This is a genomic window from Streptomyces sp. VTCC 41912 (genome assembly GCF_045799175.1).
In the GTDB taxonomy this organism is placed as follows: domain Bacteria; phylum Actinomycetota; class Actinomycetes; order Streptomycetales; family Streptomycetaceae; genus Streptomyces; species Streptomyces albulus_C.
Genome location: NZ_JBJMAB010000015.1, coordinates 26472 through 42113, shown reverse-complemented (window position 1 = coordinate 42113; position 15642 = coordinate 26472). Strand labels below are relative to the sequence as shown.

The 15642-nt window shown below is 74.3% G+C and carries 14 protein-coding genes; 8 read left to right on the top strand and 6 right to left on the bottom strand.

Annotation, left to right across the window (positions count from 1 at the left end; all coding sequences use genetic code 11):
* Positions 1-54: 54 nt before the first annotated feature.
* Positions 55-1041 (top strand): LysR substrate-binding domain-containing protein, encoded by a 987-nt coding sequence (locus ACJ6WD_RS21650; RefSeq protein WP_407616350.1) that lies wholly within the window; start codon positions 55-57, stop codon positions 1039-1041.
* A gap of 94 nt (positions 1042-1135) precedes the next feature.
* Here ACJ6WD_RS21650 and ACJ6WD_RS21645 read toward each other — a convergent pair whose 3' ends face one another.
* The gene (locus ACJ6WD_RS21645) at positions 1136-1546 is read right to left on the bottom strand and encodes an STAS domain-containing protein (RefSeq protein ID WP_016578903.1); all 411 of its coding nucleotides are present in this window, start codon (positions 1544-1546) and stop codon (positions 1136-1138) included.
* A gap of 337 nt (positions 1547-1883) precedes the next feature.
* On the opposite strand from ACJ6WD_RS21645, the gene ACJ6WD_RS21640 reads away from it, so the two are divergent.
* The 4 genes from ACJ6WD_RS21640 to ACJ6WD_RS21625 all read left to right on the top strand — a co-directional run bounded on the left by ACJ6WD_RS21640 (position 1884) and on the right by ACJ6WD_RS21625 (position 5886).
* Positions 1884-2645 carry a DeoR/GlpR family DNA-binding transcription regulator gene (locus tag ACJ6WD_RS21640; protein WP_020931236.1) on the top strand — a complete coding sequence of 254 codons (762 nt, stop codon included), beginning with the start codon at positions 1884-1886 and terminating at the stop codon, positions 2643-2645.
* Between the two features lie 115 nt (positions 2646-2760).
* Positions 2761-4146 carry an ABC transporter substrate-binding protein gene (locus ACJ6WD_RS21635; protein WP_376556591.1) on the top strand — a complete coding sequence of 462 codons (1386 nt, stop codon included), beginning with the start codon at positions 2761-2763 and terminating at the stop codon, positions 4144-4146.
* Complete coding sequence (locus tag ACJ6WD_RS21630) at positions 4127-5038, top strand: carbohydrate ABC transporter permease (RefSeq protein ID WP_233659613.1); 912 nt, start codon at positions 4127-4129, stop codon at positions 5036-5038. Before ACJ6WD_RS21635 ends, ACJ6WD_RS21630 begins: the two co-directional genes overlap by 20 nt.
* Positions 5035-5886: a carbohydrate ABC transporter permease gene (locus ACJ6WD_RS21625; RefSeq protein ID WP_037636971.1), complete on the top strand. Its 852-nt coding sequence runs from the start codon at positions 5035-5037 to the stop codon at positions 5884-5886. The genes ACJ6WD_RS21630 and ACJ6WD_RS21625 overlap by 4 nt, the downstream gene beginning before the upstream one ends.
* A 54-nt stretch (positions 5887-5940) precedes the next feature.
* On the opposite strand, the gene ACJ6WD_RS21620 is transcribed toward ACJ6WD_RS21625, so the two are convergent.
* The 4 genes from ACJ6WD_RS21620 to ACJ6WD_RS21605 form a co-directional block, all read right to left on the bottom strand.
* On the bottom strand, positions 5941-6429 hold the full coding sequence (locus ACJ6WD_RS21620; RefSeq protein ID WP_331250086.1) for an NUDIX domain-containing protein: 489 nt from the start codon (positions 6427-6429) through the stop codon (positions 5941-5943).
* Between the two features lie 40 nt (positions 6430-6469).
* Positions 6470-8005 (bottom strand): ATP-dependent DNA ligase, encoded by a 1536-nt coding sequence (locus ACJ6WD_RS21615; protein WP_233659611.1) that lies wholly within the window; start codon positions 8003-8005, stop codon positions 6470-6472.
* Positions 8006-8101: 96 nt separating this feature from the next.
* Positions 8102-9769: an amidohydrolase gene (locus tag ACJ6WD_RS21610; protein WP_407616349.1), complete on the bottom strand. Its 1668-nt coding sequence runs from the start codon at positions 9767-9769 to the stop codon at positions 8102-8104.
* 107 nt (positions 9770-9876) lie between these two features.
* Positions 9877-11337, bottom strand: coding sequence for a cytosine permease (locus ACJ6WD_RS21605; protein ID WP_016572990.1), 1461 nt, complete (start codon positions 11335-11337; stop codon positions 9877-9879).
* Between the two features lie 158 nt (positions 11338-11495).
* On the opposite strand from ACJ6WD_RS21605, the gene ACJ6WD_RS21600 reads away from it, so the two are divergent.
* The 3 genes from ACJ6WD_RS21600 (at position 11496) to ACJ6WD_RS21590 (ending at position 14339) form a co-directional block, all read left to right on the top strand.
* Positions 11496-12101: a TetR/AcrR family transcriptional regulator gene (locus ACJ6WD_RS21600; RefSeq protein ID WP_331249727.1), complete on the top strand. Its 606-nt coding sequence runs from the start codon at positions 11496-11498 to the stop codon at positions 12099-12101.
* A 109-nt stretch (positions 12102-12210) separates the two neighbouring features.
* A complete protein-coding gene (locus ACJ6WD_RS21595) occupies positions 12211-12924 on the top strand; it encodes a histone deacetylase (RefSeq protein WP_407616348.1) in 714 nt (237 codons plus the stop codon).
* Between the two features lie 83 nt (positions 12925-13007).
* Positions 13008-14339, top strand: coding sequence for a phosphoribosyltransferase family protein (locus ACJ6WD_RS21590; RefSeq protein WP_407616347.1), 1332 nt, complete (start codon positions 13008-13010; stop codon positions 14337-14339).
* A 137-nt stretch (positions 14340-14476) separates the two neighbouring features.
* On the opposite strand, the gene ACJ6WD_RS21585 is transcribed toward ACJ6WD_RS21590, so the two are convergent.
* Positions 14477-15592, bottom strand: a complete 1116-nt coding sequence (locus ACJ6WD_RS21585) for a chemotaxis protein (protein WP_407616346.1) — start codon at positions 15590-15592, stop codon at positions 14477-14479.
* Positions 15593-15642: the final 50 nt, after the last annotated feature.

Sequence of the window (15642 nt, the reverse complement as noted above, 5' to 3'; positions counted from 1 at the left end):
CGGGGGTTTGACGGGACGCGGGTGGTGCGCCGGGCCGGTGGGTAGGGTCCGGCCGTGGAATTGCCCGGGGTGCAGCTCAGGACGCTGCTGGAGCTGACCCGGAGCCGCACCATGACCGCGGCGGCCGCGGCGCTGGGCTACACGCCGGGGGCGGTCTCCCAGCACATCGCGGCGTTGGAGCGGACGACCGGTGCCGAACTGGTGCGACGGGCCGGGCGGCGGGTGGAGCTGACGGACGCCGGGCGGGTCCTGGCGGTGCACGCCGAGCGGATCCTGGGCGCCCAGGCCGAGGCGGTGGCGGCCCTGGAGCGGGCCCGGGGCGAGGTCGGCGGGCGGCTGCGGCTGGGGGTGTTCGGGACCGCGGCGGCGGTGCTGCTGCCGCCGGCGCTGCACCGGTTGGCGGCCCGGCACCCCGGGGTGCGGGTGGCGAGCCGCGAGGTGGACGTGGACCAGGCGTACGCGGAGGTGCTGGCCGGTCGGGTGGACCTGGCGCTGGGCCTGGACTATCCGGACGCGCCGCTGGATCGCGACGGGGCGGTGGAGTTGGTGCGGCTGCGCTCGGAGCGGTTCGCGCTGGCGGTGCCGGCGGGGCGGGCGCCCCGGGCGGCGGACCGCCGGCCGGTGTCCCTGGCGGCGGCCCACGACTGGATCCTGCCGGCGGCCGGCTCGTACTACGGGCGGGCGATCCGGAACGCCTGCCGCCGGGCCGGCTGCGAACCGCGGGTGGTGCACGAGGTGACGGACACCGCGACGTCGCTGGCGATGGTCGGGGCGGGGCTGGGGGTGGCGCCGCTGACCGGGCTGATGCTGCGATTGCGGTCGGAGGGGATCGTGGCGGTGCCGCTGCGGGAGACCGTCGAGCGGCACATCGTGGTCGCGGTCGGCTCGGCGGCCCAGGACCGGCCGTCGGTGGCCGCGCTGATCGCGGCGCTGCGGGCGGGGGCGGAGGGGGAGGCGGGCGCGACGGCGGACGGGGCGGTGGACGGGGCGGCCGGGCATCCGGGGGTGGGCGGCGCGCCGTCCGGGTGCGGTGCCGGATGAGGGGAACGTCACACGCAGGAGTTCAGACCGGCGGGTCGGCTGCGGGTCGCCCGCAGGCGTGACCCCTCCCCCACACGGCCCAGTCGGCCGGGGATCAGCCGGCGGTGGCGTCGTCCGCGGGCGGCGGCCAGGTCGGGCGGCTGTCGACCGGGACGTCGGCCAGGGCGTGGCCGACCGTCGGGTAGCAGGAGAAGACCCCCATCGACTGCGTGCCGACCAGGAGCTTGAGCATCCGGACGCCCAGGGACGCCAGCAGGAGCCGGCCCTCCAGGCGACGGCAGAGCCATTCCAGGGCGAGCAGGCAGCTCAGGCCCCGGGAGTCGCAGAACCGCAGCGCGGTCAGGTCCAGCACGAGGAAGCGGTGTCCGGCCGAGACGATGGACCGCGCCTCGGCGAGGAACGCCTGCTCGGTGCGGAGGTCGAGCTCCCCGCTGACCCGCAGCACCGCGCACTCGTCCTCCTGGACGAGTGCGGTGACCGCCAACGACCGCATCTCCGAGCTCATGCCGTCCAGCCTAAGCGCCGCCGTACCCCACACCACCGGGGTGTCACCAGCGCACGCCGGCGGGCTCGGGCGGCTGCCGCGGGCGCGCGCACGGCCAGGAACGGGCCCGGCGCCGGGCCGGCGCCCCGGAGAACGGCGTCCACAAGCGCACAGAAACGGGCAGCTTTGGTGCCGTTGCGGGCAGCTGCGGGCGATTGATCTGTTGCTATAAACCTGGCTGCGGGCAGAAACGGGCACCACTGTGACCGAACGGAAAGCGATCCGTGCGGATCGTGACCGAACGGAAGACGGCGGACGGAGCGCGGCGGGAGGATTCCCGCCGGGGCAGGAGAGAGCCATGAGGGCCGAGGAACGCCAGAGCCGCCTCCTGGTGCTCGCCCGGCAGTCCGGACGCATCGAGGTCGCCGACGCCGCGGCGGAATTCGGGGTGGCCCGCGAGACCGTCCGGCGCGATCTGCGGGAGCTGGAGCGCCGGGGACTGGTCCGGCGCACGCACGGCGCGGCCTATCCGGTCGAGAGCGCCGGGTACGAGACCACGCTGGCGCGGCGGGAGACCCAGCAGGTGCCGGAGAAGCGGCGGATCGCGGCGGCCGCGGCGGAACTGGTCGGCGAGGCGGAGACGGTCTTCGTCGACGAGGGGTACACGCCCGAGCTGGTCGCGACGCTGCTGCCGACGGACCGGCCGCTGACCGTGCTGACCGCGTCGCTGCGCACCGCCTCGCTGGTCGCGGCGTCCGACGCCACGACCGTGCTGCTGGCCGGCGGGCGGGTGCGGGCCGGGACCCAGGCGACGGTCGGGCCGTGGTGCCGGGACATGCTCGCCGGTTTCGTGGTGGACCTGGCGTTCGTCGGCGCCAACGGGATCTCCCGGGAGCACGGGCTGACCACGCCCGATCCGGCGGTCGCCGACGTGAAGGCGCAGGCGGTGCGGTCGTCCCGGCGGCGGGTGCTGGTCGGCGTGCACAGCAAGTTCGGGGCCAGCAGTTTCTGCCGGTTCGCCGGGATCGGCGACCTGGACGTGATCGTCACCGACACCGGGCTCTCCGCTCCGGAAGCGCACCGCTACTCCCTCCTGGGGCCGCAGGTGCTCCGGGTCTGACACCGCGGTCCCGGCACCGCCCTCGATCCGACCACCCGCACCTATCTGACATGCCCATGTTCGTTACACAGGCCCGCCCCCCCACGGGCCGCGTCACCTTGGAAAGGCAGGAGCCGTGCGAGCACGATCCCCCGGAGCCGTCGGCGGCACGGGCCGCCGCGGGCGCTGGCTGGCCGCCGTCGTGGCGGCCCTGTCGTTGGCCACCGCCGGCTGCTACCGCGGCGCCGGCGGAACCGGCGACGACGGGCCGCGCACCCTCAACGTGTTGATGGTGAACAACCCGCAGATGGTGGACCTGCAACGGCTCACCGCCGAGCACTTCACCAAGGAGACCGGCATCCGGGTCCACTTCACCGTGCTGCCGGAGGACGACCTCCGCGACAAGATGAGCCAGGACTTCTCCAGCCAGGCCGGACAGTACGACGTGGCCAGCCTCAGCAACTACGAGACGCCCATCTACGCCCGCAACGGCTGGCTCACCCCGCTGGGCGAACGGGCCGCGAAGGACCCGCAGTTCGACCAGAAGGACCTGCTCGCCCCGGTGCGCTCCTCGCTCACCGCGGCCGACGGCGAGGTCTACGCGGAGCCGTTCTACGGCGAGTCGTCGTTCCTGATGTACCGCAAGGACCTCTTCAAGGCCGCCGGGCTGACCATGCCCGCCCATCCAACGTGGTCCCAAGTCGCCGCCATGGCAGCCAAGTTGGACGGCTCCCGGAAGGGCCTGAAGGGCATCTGCCTGCGCGGGCAGCCCGGTTGGGGGCAGTTGACCGCGCCGCTGACGACGGTGGTCAACACCTTCGGCGGGACGTGGTTCGACAAGGACTGGCGGGCCCGCGTGGACTCCCCCGAGTTCGCCAGGGCGGCCCGGTTCTACGTCGGACTGCTGCGCGCGCACGGGGAGCCCGGCGCACCGCAGGCCGGGTACACCGAGTGCCTCAACGACATGCAGCAGGGCAAGGTCGCCATGTGGTACGACGCGACCGCGGGGGCCGGTTCGCTGGAGAGCGCGGACTCGCCGGTCGCCGGCCGGATCGGGTACGCACCGGCACCGGTCGAGCGGACCGCCGGCGCGGGATGGCTCTACACCTGGGCCTGGGGCATCCAGAAGGCCAGCACGCACCAGGAGGCCGCCTGGGAGTTCGTCCGCTGGGCGTCCGGGAAGGCGTACGAGGAGTTGGCGGGGCGGGAACTGGGCTGGTCGCGGGTGCCCGCCGGGAAACGGGCCTCGCTCTACCGCGACCCGGACTACCTGAAGGAGGCCGGGGCGTTCGCCGCGGCGACCGAGCGGGCGATCACCTCGGCCCGGCCGGACGACCCGGGGGTGCAGCCGCGGCCGGCGCCCGGGATCCAGTTCGTGGGCATACCGGAGTTCTCCGACCTGGGCACCAAGGTGTCGCAGGAGATCAGCGCGGCGATCGCCGGCAAGCAGAGCGTGGACGACGCGCTGCGGGCGGGCCAGCGACTGGCGCGGGAGGTGTCCGATGCGTACACCGGTCGCTGAGCGGGCCAAGGGCTGGGCCCGGCGCGCCCCGCTGCTGCCCGCGCTGGTCTTCCTGATCCTGGTCACCCAACTGCCGTTCGTGGTCACGGTGGTGATCTCGTTCATGCGGTGGAACGCGCTGGCGCCCGACCACCGCGGGTTCGCCGCCTTCGACAACTACCGGGCGGTGGTCACCGATCCGGCGTTGCGCTCGTCGGTGGGCACGACGGTGCTGCTGACGGTGACGGTGGTGCTGGTCAGCCTGGTGCTGGGGCTGGGGCTGGCGCTGCTGCTGGACCGGAGCTTCCGCGGCCGGGGCGTCGTCCGCACCCTGCTGATCACCCCGTTCCTGGTGGTGCCGGTGGCCGCCGCGCTGCTGTGGAAGCACGCGCTCTACAACGCCTCGTACGGACTGTTCAACGGGGCGCTGACCTGGCTCTGGCACCTGTTCGGGGCCGGCGACCCGCCGCAGCCGGACTGGATGACCGACTCACCGCTCCTCGCGGTCGAGCTGTCGCTGATCTGGCAGTGGACGCCGTTCATGATGCTGATCCTGCTGGCGGGGTTGCAGAGCCGGCCGGCGGACGCGGTGGAGGCGGCCCGGATGGACGGCGCCTCGACCTTCGACGTCTTCCGCCACCTCACCCTGCCGCACCTGCGGCGCTACCTGGAACTGGCGGCGCTGCTGGGGACGGTGTACGTCGTGCAGAACTTCGACGCGGTGTTCACCCTCACCTCGGGCGGGCTGGGCACCGCCAACCTGCCCTACACGATCTACCAGACCTTCTACCAGGCCCATGACTACGGCCGGGCGTCCGCGCAGGGCGTCGTGGTGGTGCTCTGCTCACTGCTGGTGGCGAACTTCGCCCTGCGCACCGTGTCGTCCCTGCTGCGCGAGGAGATCACCCGATGACGCGAGGAGACCGCAGGGACGGACGGCGGGTGCGCGGGGCGGCACTGGGCCTGCTGGCCTGGGCGTGCGGGATCGCCTTCTTCCTGCCGGTGGCGTGGATGGTGCTGACCTCCTTCCACCGCGAGCCGGACGCCGCGACCAACCCGCCGAGCCTGGTGGCACCGCTCACCCTGCACGGCTACCGGGAGTTCTTCGGGGTCGGCGGCGCGGGGGTGAGTCCCTGGCCGCCGCTGCTCAACTCCCTGACGGCCTCGGTGGCTTCGACGCTGCTGGTCCTGGCGCTGGCGGTGCCGGCGGCGTACGCGCTGTCCATCCGGCCGGTGCGCAAGTGGCGGGACGTGCTGTTCTTCTTCCTCTCCACGAAGATGCTGCCGCTGGTGGCCGGGTTGCTGCCGGTCTACCTGGTCGCGCAGAACACCCGGATGCTGGACAGCATCTGGCTGCTGGTCATCCTCTACACCTCGATGAACCTGCCGATCGCGGTGTGGATGATGCGGTCGTTCCTGGCCGAGGTGCCGGTGGAGATCCTGGAGGCGGCGTCGATCGACGGGGCGGGGCTGCCCACGACGCTGCTGCGGATCGTGGGGCCGGTCGCCCTGCCGGGCATCGCCGCGACCGCGCTGATCTCGTTCATCTTCAGCTGGAACGAGCTGCTGTTCGCGCGGGTGCTGACCGGCGTCGTGGCCGGCACCTCGCCGGTGTTCCTGACCGGACTGGTCACGAGCCAGGGGCTGTTCCTGGCGAAGGTGTGCGCGGCGGCCACCGTGGTGTCGCTGCCGGTGCTCGTCGCCGGGTTCGCCGCGCAGGACAAGCTGGTGCAGGGGCTGTCGCTGGGCGCGGTGAAGTGACCGCGGCGCACCGGCCGGCCCGCCCGGGCGGGCCGGCCGGTGCGGCCGGTGCGGTCAGCGGGCGTCGCCGGCCCCGTCGGCCAGCGCGTCCGCCAGCCGGTCCAGGAACTCCCGCTGCGCGGTGACCAGCCGTGCGCGCGCCCGCTGGGGGGTGCACCACGCCACCCGGTCGACCTCCGGGAAGCTGCGGAGCGTCCCGGAGCCGCGCGGCCACTCCAGCTCGAAGGTGCCGGGCGTGATCGCCGCCGGGTCGAGGTCGCCCGCGACGGCCCAGACCGTCACCACCTTCCCGCCGGACTGGCGGACGTCCCCCAACGGCACGTACCGCCCCTTGGGGGGCGGCAGCCCCAGTTCCTCGGTGAACTCCCGGCGGGCGGCGGCCAGCGGCTCCTCCGGCGGCACGTACTCGCCCTTGGGCACCGACCAGGCGCCGGCGTCCCGACGGGCCCACAGCGGGCCGCCCATGTGCGCCAGCAGCACCTCGGTGCCGCCGTCGGCGCCGCTGCGGTGCAGCAGCAGTCCGGCGCTGCGTCTGCCTGCCATCGATCCGGTGCTCCCTTCCCGTCCGCCGCCGGGGGCCGGGTCAGCCGTGGGCGGCGCGCACGGTGTCGAGGGTGTCGGCCTCCGCGGCCGGCTTGTCGTCCCGGTAGCGCACCACGCGGGCGAACCGCAGGGTGACCCCGGCCGGGTAGCGGGACGAGGTCTGCAACCCGTCGTAGGCGATCTCCACGACGAGTTCCGGGCGGACCGTCACCACGTGCCCGTCGTCCGCGACGGCCAGCTCCTGGAGCCGCGCGGTCTGCCAGGTGAGGGTGGCGTCGGTGAGCCCCTTGAAGGTCTTGCCCAGCATGACGAACCCGCCGTCCGCGGCCCGCGCCCCCAGGTGCAGGTTGGAGAGCTTGCCGGTGCGGCGGCCGTGGCCCCACTCCGCCGCCAGCACCACCAGGTCCAGGGTGTGCACGGGCTTGACCTTCAGCCAGGCCGCGCCGCGCCGGCCGGCGCCGTAGGGCGCGTCGAGGGCCTTGACCACGACGCCCTCGTGGCCGCGCGCCAGGGTGCGGTCGAAGAACTCCGCGGCGGCGGCGCGCGCCCCGGGGTCGTCCGGGTCCGCCACCACGCAGCGCCGCACCCGGGCCGACTCCGGTACGCAGGCGGCGAGTTCGGCGTGCCGCTGCTCGCCGGGGAGGTCCAGCAGCGCCCGGTCGTCGAGCGCGAGCAGGTCGAAGAAGACCGGGGTCAGCGGGAGGGCGGCCAGGGCCGCGGCGACGTCCGTACGGGAGCCGAACCGGCCGGCGACCCGCTGGAACGGGACCGGGCGGCCGTCCGGCCCCAGGGCGATCACCTCGCCGTCGAGGATCAGGCGCGCGGCGGGCAGCGCCCGGACGAGGGCCACGACCTCGGGCAGCCGGTCGGTGACCTCGTCCAGGGTACGGGTGTGGATCCGCACGTCGGGGCCGTCCCGGTGCACCTGCACCCGGATGCCGTCGAGCTTCTCCTCCACGGCGCAGCGGCCGAGCCGGTCGATCGCCTCGGCCACCGAGGCGGCGGTCTGCGCGAGCATCGGTCCGACCGGCCGGCCGACGGTGAGCCGGAAGTCGGCCAGGGCCGGCGGCCCCTCCGAGAGCAGCGCCCGGGCGACGTCCGGGAGCGAGCCGGCGAGCATCACGGCGCGCCGGACCGCGTCCGGGGCCGCGCCGGTGGCGGCGGCGAGCCCCTCGACGGCGAGCGCGTCCAGGGCGCCCTGACGGACCTCGCCGGTCAGCAGCCCGTGCAGGAAGCGCTGCTCCTCGGCGGTGGCGGCGGCGAGGAGGTCGCGGACCAGGCGCCGCCGCTCGGCCTGGGCACCGGGGCCGGCCACCCGGGCCAGCGCGGTCAGTGCCCGGTCCGCGTCGCGGACGGTGAGGGTGGCCCGGTCGGCGGGTGGCGGCGGGTCGCGCAGGGCGCTCCAGCCGATGCCGATCCTGCCCTGGGGCAGCCGCCCGGCCAGGTAGGGGATGACCACCGGGGCGTCCTCGGGGGCGGCGGCGCGGAACAGCTCGGCCAGCAGCGCCGTCTTCCGCGAGCGGGCCGTGGTGGCGGCGACCTCCGCGGACACGCGGGCGACGGCGGCGAGCAGCATAGGCTCATCCTGCCCCCGTGCCGGCGCCGCCGCCCCCGGACCGCCCCCTCCTCGAACATTCGCCCGATTACGGGGTCGGGCGTCCCCCGCCGGCGGTCACCGCCCGCTCTCGTGGACGATCTCGCCGCCGACCACGACGGTCTCCGCCACCGTGCCGGGGATGTCCTCGGGTGCGGCCCGGAGGATGTCCCGGGAGAGCACCACGAAGTCGGCGAGCTTGCCGACGGTCAGCGAACCCCGTTCCTCCTCCAGGAAGTTGGCGTACGCGGAGCCCATGGTGTAGGCGTGCACGGCGGTCTCGACGCTCACCGTCTCCTCGGGCTGCCAGGCCACGCCGCCGCCCAGCGGCTGCCGGGTGAGGGCGGTGTAGATGCCGATCATGGGGTCCATCTCGGCGACGTTCCAGTCGCTGGAGAAGGCCAGTACGGCACCGGCGGAGTGCAGGCTGCGCATCGGCCACGCCTTGTGCCAGCGCTCCGGACCCACGTTCTCCGCCCAGTCCTGGCCGGGGCCGGCGATCTCCGGGGCGCAGTGCCGGGGCTGCATGCAGGCGACCACGCCCAGCTCGGCGAAGCGCGAGGTGTCCGCCGGGTCCAGGCATTCGACGTGCACGACCTGGTGGCGGGCGTCGCGGGGGCCGTTGGCCGCCCGGGCGGCCTCGACGGCGTCCAGGACGGTGCGGATGCCGCGGTCGCCGGTGGCGTGCACGAAGCACTGGAAGCCGCGCGCGTCCAGCTTGACCAGCAGCTCGCCGAACTCGGCGGCCGGGTAGAAGGTCTCGCCGCGGTGGTGGCCGCAGCCGGCGTAGGGCTCCAGGAGGGCCGCGGTGCGGGGTTCGACGACGTCGTCGATGTAGAGCTTGAGCGGGCCGACCCGCAGCCGGTCGTCGGCGAAGCGCTGCGCCGCGGCGGCGAAGTCGTCCAGGTCGGCGTCGGTGGTGCCGCGCGGGTGGAAGAGCGCCGCGACGATCCGGGAACGGAGTCGGCCCTCGGTGCGGGCGCGCTCGAAGAGGGAGAGGTCGTCGAGGGAGTTCTGGGGTTCCACGACGGTGGTGATGCCGAACCGGATGGCGTCGTCGAGGCTCTTGGCGAGCCGCCCGTACTGGCGGTCGGCGCCGGCCCACGGGACGCCGAGCTCCTTGAGGGCGCGGTGGCCGTCGCGGGAGAGGCCCTTGACCGCGAAGTCCTTGATGAATCCGGTGGGTTCGCCGGATTCCGGGTCGGTCTCGGCCTCGCCGAACGGCAGGCTGGTGTGGTCCCGGTCGATGCCCAGGCGGCGCAGTGCCGCGGTGTTCAACCAGGCGGTGTGCACGTCGTAGCTGAGGACGAAGGCGGGGGTGTCGCCGGTGGCGGGGTCGAGGTCGGTGGCGCGCGGCATCCGGCCGTCGGGGATCGCGGAGTAGTCGAACGCCTCGGCCTCGATCCACTCGGCGTCGGGGTGCGCGGCGTGCCACGTGCGGATCTCGTGGTGGATGGCGTCCAGGGTGCGGACGCCGGCGAGTTGGACGCAGGCGTCGTCGGAGCCGAGCCGGACGTGGTTGTGGGCGTCGATGAATCCGGGCAGCACCAGCCGGCCGCCGGCGTCGATGACCGTGGTGTCGGGGCCGGTCCAGCGGGCGGCGTCGGCGTCCGCGCCGAGCCAGGCGATCCGGCCGTCGCGCACGGCGAGTGCCTGGGCCGCCGGCAGCTCCGGGTCGACGGTGTGGATGCGGGCGCCGGTGAGGACCAGGTCGGCGGGTCCGGTCGGGGCGGTGGTACGGGACATCGCGGGGTCTCCTGGGTCGTGCGGTGGTACGGACGATCGATTGGTCGGGAGGGGCCGGGGGCCGGGAGGGGCCGGCGGGGCCGCCGTGGCGGGGCGGAGCGGGCGGGTCAGGCGGCCGGGGTGGTGGCGGCGACCGTGCGCCGGGCGAGCGCCCAGTAGACGAGGCCGGAGACGACGGCACCGAGGAGGGTGAGGTCGGCGCCGCCCAGCGGGGCGACCAGCGGGCCGGTCCACAGTTCGGAGTGGCAGGTCAGCGCGGCGAAGGCCATGCCGATCAGGAGGGCCGCCATGCCCGGGGCGTGGTACCCGTTGCGGTACCAGTACCGGCCGGCCGGGCCGGTGTGCAGCGACCCGGTGTCGTAGCGGCAGCGGCGCATCAGCATGTCGGCCAGGAAGACCCCGCCCCAGGGGGCGAAGACGATGATCAGCAGGGAGAGGAAGGAGAGCAGCGACTCGGTGAAGTCGGTGAAGAACAGGGCGCCCAGCGCGCCGAGCGCGGTGACGGCGGCGCTGATCAGGATCGCCTTGGAGCGGCTCCAGGGGATGCCGAGGACCTGGAGGTTCAGGCTGGACGAGTAGAGCGTGATGATCGAGTTGGTGACCGAGCCGAGCAGCACCAGGGCCAGGAAGGCGGCCTGGAACCACCCCGGGAGCAGCTTCTCCGTGCCGGCCACCGCGTCGGTCATCTCGGTGCGGGTCGCCGCCGCCGCGCCGATCACCCCGAGCGCCACCGAGGAGACGAAGCCGCCGAGGGCGCCGTACCAGGTCAGCGAGCGCAGCGAGGTGGACTGCGGCAGGTAGCGCGTGTAGTCGGCGGGCATCGGCACGTACGAGATGGGGCCGGCCAGCATCACCACGAACGCCAGGCTCCAGCCCGCGGCGCCGGCCGGACCGCCGGGGGCGTCGACGTGCGCCCCGGGCAGCACCAGGACCAGCAGCGCGGCGAAGCCGACGGCCAGTACGTAGGCCATCCAACGTTCGGCGAACTGGACGGTGGCGTGCCCCCACATCGCCACCACGAAGGTCAGGGCGAGGGTGATCAGCAGCGCGAGGGCGCGGGCGGCGGCGCCGCCCTGCCAGCCCAGGTCGGCGAAGAAGGCTTCCAGGGCGAGCGTGCCGACGACCGTGTTGACGATGGTGTAGCCGATGCTCACCACCCAGTTGAGCAGGCCGGCGGGCCAGTTGCCGCGGACGCCGAAGGCGGCGCGGGAGATCACCAGGGTGGCGGTGCCGGTGCGGATGCCGCTCAGGCCGGCGGCGCTGATCACGAAGAACGCCAGTCCGCCGAGCACGATCACGCCGGTGGCCTGCCAGAAGGAGAGGCCGAAGGAGACCGCGAGCGCACCGTTGATCACGTAGGTGAAGGTGAGGTTGGAGCCGAACCAGAGCCAGAAGACGTCGCGGGCGCTGCCGTGCCGCTCGTCGTCGGGGATCGGGTCGATGCCGTGGGTCTCGACCTTGAAGACCTCGTCACTCTCCCGTTGGGCACCGGCCGTACGGCGCTGACCTGCGGTTCCGTCGGGATCGACGGTGCCGATGCCCCCGGTGTCCGGCTGCTGCTGTGCCATCGCGCCTGCCCTTCCGTACCCACACAGATCTTGAATGCCGTTCTAAGTTCTAGAACGGCATTCAAGATGTGTGACCACTCCCCCGGCCGTCAAGACCTCTGCACGAATTCGCCGATAGGGTCGGCCTCAGAGGGCAACACGAGCGAAGGGCACCACGGGTGGGACGGGCGGCACGACGGCGCGACGGGCACATCGCCCAGGAGCGCATGCTGGAGGAGGCGATGGCGGCCATCGCCGAGGACGGACTCGCCGCGCTCACCATGTCGGCCCTCGCCGAGCGGCTGGGCACCAGCGGCGGCCACATCCTCTACTACTTCGGCAGCAAGGACCTGCTGCTGCTGGAGGCGCTCCGGTGGAGCGAGGCCGCGCTCGCCGAGGAGCGCGCGGCGCTGCTGGCACGGCGGCTGACCGCGGAGCGCAAGCTCGACCTCTTCCTGGAGCTCTACCTGCCACGCGGACCGCGCGACGCCCGCTGGATGCTGTGGATCGAACTGTGGGCCCGCACCCCCTCCAACGACGAGCTGCACCGCGCACAGGAGGAGATGGACCAGGGGTGGCAGGACGATCTGGCCTCGCTGCTCGCCAGGGGGGTGGCGCGCGGCCGCTTCGCCCCGATGGACACCACCGCGCGGGCCGGTGAACTCCTGGCGCTGCTCGACGGGTTGAGCACCCGGGTCGTCCTCGGACAGCGCGGCACGGACCACGACCGCGCGCTGACCGTGGCCCGTTCGGCGGCCCGCCGCCTGATCGGCCGGCCCGAGTGACCCGGCGGGCCGCACGGCCCGCCCGGAGGCACCACCGACGGCACCCCCAGCCGGCCGCACCCCCGGATTCCCCGGCGGCCGGGGCGCCCGGCGGCGGTACCGTGGAGGGGTGACCGCGCCCCGCGCCCCGGAACCCCTCGGCGCCGACGGGAGCCCTTCCCGCCCGCCCGCCGTCACGCACGTCTGGTACGCGGCGTACGGGTCCAACACCCACCCGGAGCGGTTTTGGCACTACCTCGTCGGGGGCCGCCCGCCGGGCGGGCGACGGGAGTTCCCCGGCTGCCGCGACCCCCGCCCGCCCCGGTGCAGCGCCCCGCTCCTGCTGCGCGGCCGGCTCTACTTCGCCACCGAATCGGTGGTGTGGACCGGCGGCCGCGCCTTCTACGACCCCGACGGCGACGGCGAACTCCCCGCCCGCGGCTATCTCCTGACGGCCTCTCAGTTCTCGGACGTCGCGGCCCAGGAGATGTACCGCACCCCGGAGGGCGACCTCGACCTGACGGGCGTCCTCACCCGCGGACGCGACCGGCTCGGGCCGGGCCGCTACGAGACGCTGGTCTGCGCCGGTCGGCTCGACGGCCACCCCGTGCTGACCTTCACCGCGCCCTGGCGCAGCACCGAGGTCCCCCCGAACCCGCCGTCCGCCGCCTACCTGCGGCACATCGCGGCGGGCCTCAGCACCACGCACGGCTGGAGCCCGCACCGAACCGCGACCCATCTCGCCGCGTGCCCGGGGGTGCACCCGCGGTGGTCGGTCCAGGCCATCGCGGAGCTGCTGGCCCCGCCGGCACGCCCCGGCCCCGTCCCGCCGGGCCCGCCCTGACTTGCGGAACGACCTCGGATGGGGTTATGCCGGTTCTAGGTGTGGACGTGGCTTCCGACTCCCCTGAGTAGGGGGTGCACACAGTGCTGTTCACCGACCGCGCGGACGCCGGACGGCAGCTGGCCGAGGCGTTGCGCCACGTGGCGAAGGACGATCCCGTCGTCCTGGGGCTGCCCCGCGGCGGGGTGCCGGTGGCCTATCAGGTGGCCCAGGCGCTCGGCGCCCCCCTCGACGTGATCGTGGTCCGCAAGCTCGGCGTCCCGTACCAACCGGAGCTGGGCTTCGGCGCGATCGGCGAGGGCGGCGTGCGGGTCCTCAGCGAGGACATCATCCGCCGGGGCCGGATCGGTCCGGCGGACGTCGACGCGGTGCAGCGCACCGAGGAGGCGGAACTCGCCCGGCAGGCGGGGCGGTTCCGGGCCGGCCGGCGACGGTTGCCGCTCGACGGCCGCACCGCGATCGTCATCGACGACGGCATCGCGACCGGGGCGACCGCGGCCGCCGCCTGCCGGGTGGTCCGCGCCCAGGGCGCCGCCCGGGTCGTGCTGGCGGTGCCGGTGGCCCCGCCGGACGCGGCCGCGCGCCTGCGCACCGCGGCCGACGAGTTCGTCTGCCTGTCGACCCCGTACGCGTTCTCCGCGGTGGGCGAGTGGTACCGGGACTTCTCCCAGACCTCGGACGACGAGGTGATCGCGCTGCTGTCCCAGGCGGCGGGCGGCACCACCGAACGGGCCGGCGCGACCGCCGTCGGCCCGCGGGCGGCACGCGGCGCGGGCGGCACCGAGGAGGTGCGGATCGAGGCCGGTCCGGTCCGGCTGACCGGCGACCTCACCCTGGCCGCCGGCGGCGGCGGTCCGATCGTGATGTTCGCACACGGCTCCGGCAGCAGCCGGCGCAGCCCGCGCAACCGCGCGGTGGCCGCCACGCTGAACCGCGCCGGCCTGGGCACCCTGCTCTTCGACCTGCTCACCCCGGCCGAGGAGGCCGACCGGGCCAAGGTCTTCGACATCGACACCCTGGCCCGCCGCCTGGCCGAGGCCACCCGCTGGCTCCGCGCCCGGGAAGCCGTACCGATCGGCTACTTCGGCGCCAGCACCGGCGCCGCCGCCGCCCTCAGGGCCGCTGCCTACCCCGACGCGGACATCGGCGCCGTGGTCTCCCGCGGCGGTCGCCCCGACCTCGCGGGCCACTCCCTGCTCGCCTCCGTACAGGCCCCGACGCTGTTGATCGTGGGCGGCGCCGACACCCTCGTCCTCGACCTCAACCGCCAGGCCCAGTCGGCGCTGACCTGCGAGAACCGCCTCGAAATCGTCCCCGGAGCCACCCATCTCTTCGAGGAACGGGGGGCCTTGGACACGGTGTCCGCCCTCGCGCGCGACTGGTTCACCCGGCACTTCCGCCTGCTTCCGGCGTGAGCGTGAGGCCGGGACGCGGCCCGACCGGCGCCGCAGCGCCCGGCCCACCACGACTCCACGCCGCTGCGACCGCACGACGACGGTGACCGACGGACTCCCCGTCGGCCACCGTCGTGGCACTGCCCGGCGGACCCGCCCTAGTAGCGCAGCGTCCCCGCGATGCCGCCCACCTCGGCGAGCACGCCGTCCGGCACGAACCGCACCTCGGCGCCGGTGTCCAGGGACCGCTCGACGATCGAGTCCACGATGTCGTCGACGGCGTCCCGGGCACTGGGGTCGGCGGGCACCACGTGGCCGCCGGTCTCCCGTACGGTCTCCCGGTAGTTCTCCTCCACGGCCAGCAGGGCGACGCGGCCGCTCTCGGCGCTCTGCCGGATCTCGTCCAGTCCCGCCGCGAAGGTCCGCCGCCCGCGGGCCCGGTCCAGTTGGGCCAGCACGTCGGCGACTTCGGCCTCCGCGCGCTTCTCCGCGTACGGGCGGACGGCCTGCCAGAGGGACTCGGACGGTCCGGCGGCCAACCCGGCCTGCGGCACCTGCGTCACCGCGATCTTCAGGCCGGTGCCGCCCCGCATGACCGTCCCCGCGTCGTCGAAGAGGGAGAGCGCGGGCGCCTCACCGACCACGTACAGCGGCCGGGGGTCGGCCTTGAGGACGGTGGCCAGCGCGGTGTCCGCCTCCCGCAGGAACTTGCGGGTGTGCTCGTTGCGGAAGGTGCTGGGCACGTCGCCCACCTGCAACTGGTCCTCGGGGTCGGGGTCGACCAGGCTGCGGGTCAGCGGGAAGCCGCCGCGCCGCACCTCGGTGAGACGGTCCACCGCACCGCTCCACAGGGTGACGTGGTCGGCGGAGAGCGCCAGCACCCAGAAGGGGTGCTCGGCGGCGTGCGCGGCGACGAGGTTGCGGGTCAGGAAGGTGTCCGAGAGCACCACCCGGGCCGGCACCGTGCAGCCCAACGACCACACCTGGTGCTCCCCCGGCGCGGCGAAGAGGACCATGCCGTCCTCGGCGTGCGCCAGGTCGACCTCCGCCGCCGCCTTGTCCAACTGCTCGATGACGTCGATCCGTCGCTCCCTGGAGACGTTCGGATCGACCTGGAGCCGCTCCTTCGCCTCGGCGAGCATGTTCCGCAGCAGGACCGGGTCCTGTGCGTTGTCCGGCTCACGACGGTGCGTGGGCATCAGCACCGACACGGCCGGATAGGGCCGCTGCCGGCGAAGCTTGGCGAGGTCAGCGGAGCTGAGCGCAGCATGCATCGGAACCCTTCTTTCGACGAGCGGATTCACGGAGCTTTCGATGGGCGGAT